Annotated in this window: 10 protein-coding genes; 2 read left to right on the plus strand and 8 right to left on the minus strand. The window is 64.3% G+C overall.

The genetic code is table 11. The annotated features are described in order from the left end of the window. Window positions 1–1,411, minus strand: a 1,411-nt coding sequence (locus A2J01_RS06065; RefSeq protein WP_064112316.1) for an NAD(P)H-hydrate dehydratase, incomplete at its 3' end; no start/stop codon positions are given. Window positions 1,412–1,449: 38 nt separating this feature from the next. On the opposite strand from A2J01_RS06065, the gene A2J01_RS06070 reads away from it, so the two are divergent. Further along, the gene (locus tag A2J01_RS06070; RefSeq protein ID WP_003940908.1) at window positions 1,450–1,821 is read left to right on the plus strand and encodes a plastocyanin/azurin family copper-binding protein; all 372 of its coding nucleotides are present in this window, start codon (window positions 1,450–1,452) and stop codon (window positions 1,819–1,821) included. 53 nt (window positions 1,822–1,874) lie between these two features. Here the strand turns inward: A2J01_RS06070 and glmS are convergent, their stop codons facing one another. After that, entirely contained in the window at window positions 1,875–3,737 is a 1,863-nt protein-coding gene (glmS, locus tag A2J01_RS06075) for a glutamine--fructose-6-phosphate transaminase (isomerizing) (protein WP_003940837.1), read from the minus strand. A gap of 112 nt (window positions 3,738–3,849) precedes the next feature. Here glmS and A2J01_RS06080 point away from each other — a divergent pair, with 112 nt between their 5' ends. Continuing rightward, window positions 3,850–4,689 (plus strand): poly(ethylene terephthalate) hydrolase family protein, encoded by an 840-nt coding sequence (locus A2J01_RS06080; protein WP_003941000.1) that lies wholly within the window; start codon window positions 3,850–3,852, stop codon window positions 4,687–4,689. Between the two features lie 241 nt (window positions 4,690–4,930). On the opposite strand, the gene A2J01_RS06085 is transcribed toward A2J01_RS06080, so the two are convergent. The 6 genes from A2J01_RS06085 to A2J01_RS06110 all read right to left on the minus strand — a co-directional run. Further along, window positions 4,931–6,079, minus strand: coding sequence for a hypothetical protein (locus A2J01_RS06085; RefSeq protein WP_064112317.1), 1,149 nt, complete (start codon window positions 6,077–6,079; stop codon window positions 4,931–4,933). Further along, a complete protein-coding gene (locus tag A2J01_RS06090; protein WP_064112318.1) occupies window positions 6,076–6,381 on the minus strand; it encodes a hypothetical protein in 306 nt (101 codons plus the stop codon). The genes A2J01_RS06085 and A2J01_RS06090 overlap by 4 nt, the downstream gene beginning before the upstream one ends. Before the next feature lie 110 nt (window positions 6,382–6,491). After that, window positions 6,492–7,829 (minus strand): phosphoglucosamine mutase, encoded by a 1,338-nt coding sequence (glmM, locus tag A2J01_RS06095; protein WP_003940774.1) that lies wholly within the window; start codon window positions 7,827–7,829, stop codon window positions 6,492–6,494. A gap of 154 nt (window positions 7,830–7,983) precedes the next feature. Further along, a complete protein-coding gene (gene rpsI / locus A2J01_RS06100; protein ID WP_064112319.1) occupies window positions 7,984–8,493 on the minus strand; it encodes a 30S ribosomal protein S9 in 510 nt (169 codons plus the stop codon). Continuing rightward, entirely contained in the window at window positions 8,490–8,933 is a 444-nt protein-coding gene (rplM, locus tag A2J01_RS06105) for a 50S ribosomal protein L13 (RefSeq protein ID WP_003940842.1), read from the minus strand. The genes rpsI and rplM overlap by 4 nt, the downstream gene beginning before the upstream one ends. A 290-nt stretch (window positions 8,934–9,223) precedes the next feature. Continuing rightward, the coding region (locus A2J01_RS06110) for a WXG100 family type VII secretion target (protein WP_231915713.1) at window positions 9,224–9,543 on the minus strand (320 nt) is incomplete at its 5' end.

Genomic DNA, 9,543 nt, shown 5'->3' on the forward strand with positions numbered 1-9,543 from the left:
GCACACGCACCGATTCCCGCAGACCTCCCAGCAGGGGTGAAGCCGAAATCGGTGCTCCGGCGACATCGCTCTGACCGCCGGCAGCGGCGATGTTCGCAGCCAACGCGTGAGCCCGCGCCCCGACGGCCCCGGCTTCGAGAGGGCTCAGACCCGCCGCCAGCAACGCACCGATCACACCGGAGAGGATGTCACCCGAACCTGCCGTCGATGCCCAGGAGCCGCCGGCGTCGTTGACCAGCACCTCACCGCCGGGATCCGAGATCACCGTCGTATGGCCCTTCAGCAGGACCGTGACTCCGAGGCGTGCGGCAAGAGCACGCGTGGCCGCGATCCTGTCGTCGCCAAGAGTTGTGAATCGAGCGAACTCGCCGGCGTGGGGCGTCAACAGTGTCGGCGCGGTCCGGGCTGCGACAAGTTCGGGACGCTGAGCGAGGAGGGTAAGTCCGTCCGCATCGACAACAACGGGTACATCAGTAGCCAGCACCGACGCCAGAAGTCGCGCGGCGTCGTCGTCGGTACCCATACCGGGGCCGACCACCCACGCCTGAACTCGCCCGGCGGCTTGGAAGGTCTCACTCGCAATCACCTCCGGGAACCGGGCGAGCACCTCGGTGGCGCCGTGCCCGGCGTAGCGGACCAGGCCGGCGGTCGCGGTCACCGCGGCACCGGTACAGAGCACGCCCGCGCCGGGATACTGCTCACTTCCCGCAACGATGCCCACCACACCCTGCGAATACTTGTCGTCCTCCGGACCGGGCACCGGCCACAGCGCACCGACCTCCGCCGGATCGAGCGAACCGAATTCGGGTTCGCCGACGCTCAATCCGATGTCCACGAGTTCGACACGACCACACAGCGGAGCCGCGAGTACGTGTACCGGCTTGAGCGCACCGAATGTGACCGTCACATCAGCGGTCACCGACGGGCCGTCCACTGCGCCGGTGTTCGCGTCGACGCCGCTCGGAAGATCGACCGCCACGATCGGTGCATCCACCTGGCCGACGAGATCGGCCGCGTCAGGCCGTAGACCGCCGTGCCCGGAAATCCCGACGATGCCGTCGATCACCAGATCCGGCGACCCGACTTCGGCGGCGACTCGGCCGCCGGCCGTCAAGAGAGCATCGAGGCCCGCCCGATGAGCGCGCGCCGGATCGAGCAACACGGCCCGCACGCTCACACCTCGTTTGCGGAGCAACGCACCGGCCCACAGGGCATCACCGCCGTTGTCGCCCGTACCGACCAGAAGCGTCACCGACCGATGCGCGACCGACCCTGTACGGGAACGCAATTCGTCCGCGACTACTCGCGCAAGACCGTACGCCGCTCGACGCATCAGCACCCCGTCGGGCAGCTTGTCGAGCAGCGGCGCCTCAGCTGCTCGCACCTGATCGGCTGTGTAGTACCCACGCATGTCGGAACCCTTCAGTTGCCGTCGCTACCCTCGAAACCATGAAATCACGTCTTCGCCCGGCAATCGCGGGTCTCGTGCTCGCTCTCGGTCTGGTCGGGTGCAGTTCCGGCACCGACTCCACACCACCGGCTCCGGAAACGACGGCCAGCGGACCCGTGGTGACCATCTCCGGGATGGCGTACTCCCCCGCGTCCATCACCGTGAATGTCGGCGAGACGGTCACGTGGGTGTTCGACGACAACGGAATGGCCCACGACGTCAACGGCCTCGGGGACGCCAAGGGCAAACTCCGCAGTCCGCTCAAGAAATCGGGAACCTACACCTACACGTTCACCGAACCCGGAACCTACGACTACACCTGCACACCGCATCCCGAGATGCGCGGAACCGTCGTCGTCGAGACGCCGTAACGCGCTCGGGCCCCACAGTCTTGCGACTGCGGGGCCCGATTTTCTAGCGAAAGCTACTCGACCGTAACCGATTTCGCCAGGTTACGCGGCTTGTCGACGTCATAGCCACGCGCCGCGGCAACCTCGGCCGCAAAGATCTGCAACGGAACCGTGGACAGCAACGGCTGCAGCAGAGTCGGTGACGCCGGAATCTCGATCAGGTGATCCGCGTGCGCCGCGGCGACGGTGTCGCCTTCCTCAGCGATGACGATAGTCGTCGCCCCGCGCGCCTTGATCTCCTGAATGTTGGACACCAACTTCGAGTGCAGGACAGCGCGGCCCTGCGGCGACGGCATGACGATGATGACCGGAAGGTCCTCCTCGATCAAGGCGATCGGGCCGTGCTTGAGCTCACCGGCGGCAAAGCCCTCGGCGTGCATGTACGCAAGCTCCTTGAGCTTGAGCGCACCCTCGAGCGCCACCGGGTAGCCGACGTGACGCCCCAGGAACAGCACGGTCGACGCGTGCGCGAACTGGCGCGCCAACGCGCGCACCGGTTCTGCCGTCTCGAGCACCTTGCTGACCAATGCGGGCATCGCTTCGAGGTCGGCGTACTCGCGGGCGACCTCGTCCGGATACTTGGTTCCGCGAGCCTGCGCCAAAGCCAAACCGACGAGGTAGTTCGCGGTCACCTGCGCCAGGAACGCCTTGGTGGACGCGACCGCGATTTCCGGTCCTGCCCGCGTGTAGAGAACTGCGTCGGCTTCACGCGGGATCTGTGCACCGTTGGTGTTGCAGATCGCCAGGACGCGTGCCTTCTGGTCCTTGGCGTGCTTGACAGCCTCGAGCGTATCGGCCGTTTCCCCCGACTGCGAGATTGCGACAACAAGCGTCGAGCGATCGAGAACCGGGTCGCGGTAACGGAATTCGCTGGCGAGTTCGACCTCGACAGGTAGACGCGTCCAATGCTCGATCGCGTACTTCGCCAACAGACCGGAGTGGTAAGCGCTACCGCAAGCGACAACGAACACCTTGTCGACGTCGCGCAGTTCCTGATCGGACAACCGCTGCTCGTCGAGGACGATCTTCCCGTTCTCGAAGTGGCCGAGGAGCGTGTCGGCGACAGCGGTCGGCTGCTCTTCGATCTCCTTGAGCATGAAGTAATCGTGACCACCCTTTTCGGCGGCCGCGAGATCCCAGTCGATGCGGAACGGGCGTCCTTCTGCCTCGTTACCCGCGAAGTCGGAGATCCGGTAGCTGTCGGCAGTGATCACCACTGCCTGATCCTGTCCGAGTTCAACCGCATCGCGTGTGTGCTCGATGAATGCAGCGACGTCGGAGCCGAGGAACATCTCGCCCTCACCGACACCGACTACGAGCGGTGTCGAGCGGCGCGCGGCGACAATCGTGTCCGCATGATCAGCGTGCGTGAAGACGAGCGTGAACGCACCTTCCAACCGACGAACCACCGACAGCGCACTCTCGATGAAATCACCTGCCGTCGGCCCCTGGGCGTACGCCCGGGCGACGAGGTGAACCGCGACCTCGGAATCCGTGTCGCTCTGCAGTTCGACGCCTGCAGCCTCGAGCTCCGCACGCAGCGGGGCAAAATTCTCGATGATTCCGTTGTGAACGACAGCCAGCTTGCCCGAGGCATCACGATGCGGGTGCGCATTGCGGTCCGTCGGACGCCCATGCGTCGCCCAACGGGTATGGCCCATACCGGACGTACCGACGAAGTGATCCGCACCGTACTCGCCGAGCTCCGCCTCGAGGTTGGCCAACTTACCGGCCTTACGCTCGATCTCGACCCCACCGGTTCCGTCGAGAATCGCGATTCCCGACGAGTCGTACCCGCGATACTCCATTCGTCGCAAAGCCTCCACCACAACGCCCAGAGCTGGGCGGTGGCCGACGTATCCCACGATTCCGCACATGGTGACTCAGGGTACTTGGACATCGGCGGTGGGCGCATTTTGCGGTTCCCGCACCTGGTTGCAGCGTCCGCTCCGCATACACGAGGCGGCTCATCGGATAACGTCTTCAACCGTGGCACCGAAACTGAAGACACTGACCCGTGAGCTGTCCAAGCGCGGCCCGCACCGAGTTCTCCGCGGCAACCTCGCCCTGGCCGGACAGCCGGGTGTCGTGTACACGCCGGAAACCGGTTTCAATCTCCCCGCCGTTGCCTTCGCGCACGGGTGGATGGTCGGGTCCCACAAGTACGAGCAGACACTCCAGCACCTCGCTTCCTGGGGAATTGTCGCAGCGGCGCCCGACAGCGAACGCGGTCCGGTCCCGTCACATCTCGGATTGGCTGCAGATCTTCGAGCGACGCTCGACATCTGCGTCGGCGTGCGACTCGGCCCCGGACAGATCAGCGTCCAACCCGATCGGGTCGCCTTTGCCGGTCACGGCATGGGCGCGGGCGCTGCGGTACTGGCCGCAGCGCAGCGCGGGGATGTCGGTGCGGTAGCCGCACTGTTCCCGGCCCCGACAGCACCCAAGGCGGAGAACTACGCGTCGAAGATCACAGCGCCCGGATTGATCCTCGCCGGCGAAGACGACGTCGATTCCTTGACCAGCAATGCCCGGCCGCTGAGCGTGGAGTGGGGCGGTCCTGTCATCGCACGTACCGTGAATGACGCCCAAGACGCCGGACTGATCGAAGGCCGCCGACTCCTCGGCGCCCTGGGCCTCGGTGGATCGGAGCGCAAGACGCAGGCCGCCACACGGTGCCTGCTCACGGGCTTCCTGTTGTTCCATCTGACCGGCGACAAGAAGTACAAGGATTTTGCTGATCCCGACGTCGAGATTCCGCACACGGCGCCGTTGCTGCCGGTCGAACCTCACTCCGACGCGCGGGCCAGCCAGCTGTTGCGTAAGTAGGAGTCCGTACTCGCCACCGACTCCGGCGGCGAGCACGGCGGCGTCGGCGTCGGCTCTGACGCGGATCGCAGATACGGGCCGGACCTGACCGGCCCATCCGTGTCATTCTCGGCGGATGTCGTTTCGGACGGCGGCTCCTGGTGCGATTCCGCGCTCGCTGCGGCCACTCTGCGCTCACGGAAGTCGTCGAGTTGAGAATCGAGGGTTCGACGGATCGCTTCGAACGGCGCGTGAACGGACTTCACAGCGGACCAGCTCCGGCCAACTCAGCGCCCGTCTCTCCGTCGGGAGCCACGATCGACTCGTCGGGGACTGTGGAAGGCGGCTCCGGGTCCGGCGCGGGCGAGAACTCGGCGTTGGATTCAACCGGCACCTCGTGCTCGCGAATCTCAGGGTCGGGAGTTTCGGGCTGGAGTGTCGCAGGCTGGGACGCTTCTTGCGGGCGCGCCTCGTGCAGCGACATCTCCGGATCGGCATCGAGCACTATTCTCGGCCAACCATTTTCGCTCAACTCCAGGGTGGCCGACACAGAGTTCCCGTCAGCACCTGCAACATCCAGACTCACCCCACGACCGTCGGACGCAATCGAGAAGCCCCAAGTGTTGCCGCCGATCGAGAAAGAGACAGGAGCGGCGGCGACACCGGATGCACTCGGCTCGGCGATCGGAAAGGTTGACGTGAACGCGTCTGTCACCCACTGGGTCGCGGCGTCAAAAGCATGATCAACCGCGCTCGCGCACTCCGCACACGCCCTGTCGAATTCATCGCGAGTATCGAGATACGCCGAACGAAAAACCGTGTCCAGCCATGGCGCCGCACCACGACCGGTGGAAGCGACGTGAGTCAGCTGGTCGATCTCCCCCGCACCCAGACCGCCGATCGTCGCCCGGTCGAGGCTTGCCACCTTGAAAGCCTTGTCTGCCAAAGCCGTTCGAACCGTCCGCGCGAACTCGTCGGCCAGCGTGATCAACAGTGGCGCCGAATCCGCATCGGACCGAGCTTCACGCCGCGCCGCGAAGGCCTGATCTACCACCGCACCCACGCCGGAAACATTCCACACTGCAGGAAGATTCTCCGCCAGGGTCGTCAGCATCGCGATCTCGGCGACCGAACCGTCCACCGCTGCGGCCATGTCCGACGCATCTCGCATTAGTGCCTCGAAATCGATACCGGCCTCTGCGCGATACGCATCCTCGTAGGACGAAAGCATCCGTTCTTCGAAGCCCAACCGAGAGGCCAGGTCGTGAAATCGATCGAAGAACTGTAGTCCCCTCGCACCAGCATCCAGGATTTCGTCGGGACGCACGCGTGAATCACGCAGTGCAAGAATATCTTCGACGCAATAGTAGCTGTTTGGTACTGCCTGTGCGGTACCGCTCGTCGGTCTCATGAGACCGACCCGCTGGAGTCTCGCAATCGCCGCGCACCCTGACCGTCCACCTCAGCGATCACCTCAGCCGAAGAGGAAAGCCGAGGCGCCAACGTATCGAGAAGATCGGCACGCCCCGTCAAGCGTGAATTCAGGACCGCCAATGCCGATGCCAACGCGGCTCCATGCTCGGCGTAATCACGGCCCGAAACGGCACCGCTGAATCGCAGACGCCTGATCGGGTCCGCAGAATCGCGCAGAGCCTGGGCCACCGACACCGCATGGCGTGCCAATTCATCTGTTCCAGCGCGGTCGACATCCACGAGCGCCCCCAAGTTTCAGCGGAACCACTCGCACGTCGAGCGGCCTTTGACTCCTTGGACGCAGCAGGGCGCAATTACGTTCCCTCAAAACGCGAACGCGTAATGAGGGGCTAAACCGAACCGACGATCTCGGCCAACTCGTCGGCCAGCTTCTGCGCGAGCGGAAGTTCGGTGGCCTCGACCATGACGCGGACCAGTTGCTCTGTCCCGGACGGGCGCAGGAGCACGCGACCCCCGTCACCGAGGACGCGCTCTGCGTCCGCGACTGCTGCGAGTACCGACGGCGATGCTGCGACTGTCGCCTTGTCCCCGACCTTCACGTTGATCAGAACCTGCGGAAGGGTTGTCATCGTTGCGGCCAGTGCGGATGCCGACTTACCCGTGCGAGCCATTCGTCCGAGCAGCCGGAGGCCGGTGAGAATCCCATCGCCCGTGGTGCCGAACGCCGGCAACACGACATGGCCTGACTGCTCGCCGCCGAGGCTGTATCCGCCCGCGCGCAGTTCCTCCAAAACGTAGCGGTCGCCTACGGCAGCAGTCACGATGTTGATACCGGCCTCGCGCATCGCGATGTGCAAACCGAGATTGCTCATGACAGTCGCGACGAGAGTGTTCTCGACCAACTCGCCGGCGTCGTTCATCGCGATCGCCAGAACTGCCATGATCGCGTCACCGTCGACCACCGCTCCGGTCTCGTCGACGGCCAGGCAACGGTCGGCGTCGCCGTCGTGCGCGAGGCCTAGGTCCGCCCCGTGATCGACTACGGCTTTCTGAAGATTCTCCAGGTGCGTCGATCCGCAGCCGTCGTTGATGTTGAGGCCGTCGGGCTCGGCGCTGATCGCGATGACGCGAGCGCCCGCTGCCGCGTAGGCAACCGGTGCGAGCGCGGAAGCAGCGCCGTTGGCGCAGTCGACCACAACGGTGAGTCCAGCGAGTGGCTCGCTCGCCGCGCTCGCCAGATGCGCAAGGTACAGCTGAGCGGCGTCGTCGACCGTACGGACGCGGCCGATCCCGGCACCTGTCGGTAGGACGGGCGGCGCAGTGCCGTCGAGTGCATCCTCGATCGCCACCTCGACAGCATCATCCAGCTTGTGTCCACCGGCTGCGAAAATCTTGATTCCGTTGTCCGGCATGGGATTATGCGATGCAGAGATCATGACACCGAGACTGGCGTCGAGCTTTGCCGTCAAGTATGCAACTGCCGGAGTCGGAAGAACACCCACGTCGAGCACGTCGACACCCGCGGAACTCAATCCTGCGGTCACCGCGGCTTGAAGCATCTCACCGCTGGCGCGAGGATCGCGGCCGATCACGGCGGTCGGACGTGCGTCCGAGGTGTCGGCTGTCAGTACGCTCGCCGCGGCAACTGCCAATCTCAATGCAAGATCTGCAGTCAGATCCGAATTGGCAAGTCCACGAACACCGTCAGTACCGAACAACCGACCCATAGAACGACTCCTGAATCCTGTGAACCTCGAGAAGGGAACTCGAGAAGGGAATTTCTCCGAGAAACACAAGAGCGAGCGTCCGGTAACGATGGACGCCCGCTCTTGTGGTGAACAGGTGCCGAAGCAGACCCGTCGGGTCAACCTCGGCAAAGCATCAGCGCTTGGAGTACTGCGATGCCTTACGGGCCTTCTTCAGGCCGTACTTCTTACGCTCGACCGCGCGGGCGTCACGCGTCAGGAAGCCTGCACGCTTGAGGGCCGGACGATCATCAGGGGTTACCTCGATGAGTGCGCGCGCGATAGCCAGACGCAGTGCGCCTGCCTGACCGGACGGGCCGCCACCGTGCAGCAGTGCAATGATGTCGAAAGACTCAGGACGCTCGACGAGCACCAGCGGAGCCTTGATCAGCTGCTGGTGAACCTTGTTGGGGAAGTAGTCCTCCAACGTACGACCGTTGAGCTTGAACTGACCGGTACCGGGAGCCATCCGGACGCGAACGACAGCCTCCTTGCGGCGACCGACGGTCTGGACCGGGCGATCGAGGACGATCGGTGCGAGCGTAGCTGCAGCAACCTCTTCGACGACCTCGACTGCGTCAGAGACAAGCTCTTCCACTGCTTCGATGTTCTCTTCGGACACGTTCTGCCCTTCCGGCGATGTCACTGTGCGACCTGCTTGATCTCGAACGGCACCGGCTGCTGCGCGGTGTGGGGGTGATTCGGGCCCGCGTAAACCTTGAGCTTGCTGCTCATTGCGCGGCCGAGCTTCGTCTTGGGGAGCATGCCGACGATGGCCTTCTCGACGAGACGATCGGGAGTCCTGTCGAGGACCTCACCGACAGTGCGGGACTTCAGGCCACCCGGGAATCCGGAGTGGTGGTAAACGTTCTTGCCCTGCAGCTTGTTGCCGCTGATGGCAACCTTCTCTGCGTTGATGATGACAACGAAGTCACCACCGTCGATGTGCGGCGCGTAGGTGGGCTTGTGCTTGCCACGCAGCAAGTTCGCTGCCTGAACGGCAAGACGGCCGAGCACCACGTCAGTGGCGTCGATGACGTGCCACGTGTGGGTCACATCTCCGGCCTTCGGGGTGTACGTAGACACAGATCTTCCTCGTCTTAATTCATTCCACTGCTGACCATGTGCGTATCGCGTAAACGATCCTCGGCGGCCAGTTGAGACCCGAGAACCGCCGGTCTCCACGCATTTCTGCCGGAGCCCTACGGCACGCCACCGATAGACGATACCGGTCTACCCGCTGCCAGGTCAAAGCGCAGCCATTCCTGCCAACAGCATCATCGTCCAGCACAGCGACGCGAGCGATCGACATGCGCCTGCCCCGGCAACCTGACGGTACCGGGGCAGGCGGGGTGTCATCACGGCATGGGATGTTGTCAGCGACCGAACCCGTTTGCGGCGATCCGATCAGCTTCCTGCATCTTCTCCGAGCCGCTCGCCGTCGCTCCGGCGATCTGCGCGAGAACCATGTTCAGTTCTTCGGAAGCCTGGGCCCAGCGACGCTGTGCGTCGTTCCACGCTTCGGAACCTGCCCCTTCCCAGCCTGCTTGCAGCTTGTCCACGACAACCTTGATGTCGCCCTGTTTGTCGTTGATCGCTTTGGCCTGCTGTTTCATCTGATCGGACAGCATTGCGAGGCCGCTGAAGTCGTACTTGATCCTGTCGGACATAACTGCTCCCGGTTCGGTGTGACTGG

The organism is Rhodococcus sp. EPR-134, assembly GCF_001647205.1.
In the GTDB taxonomy this organism is placed as follows: Bacteria; Actinomycetota; Actinomycetes; order Mycobacteriales; family Mycobacteriaceae; genus Rhodococcus_F; species Rhodococcus_F qingshengii.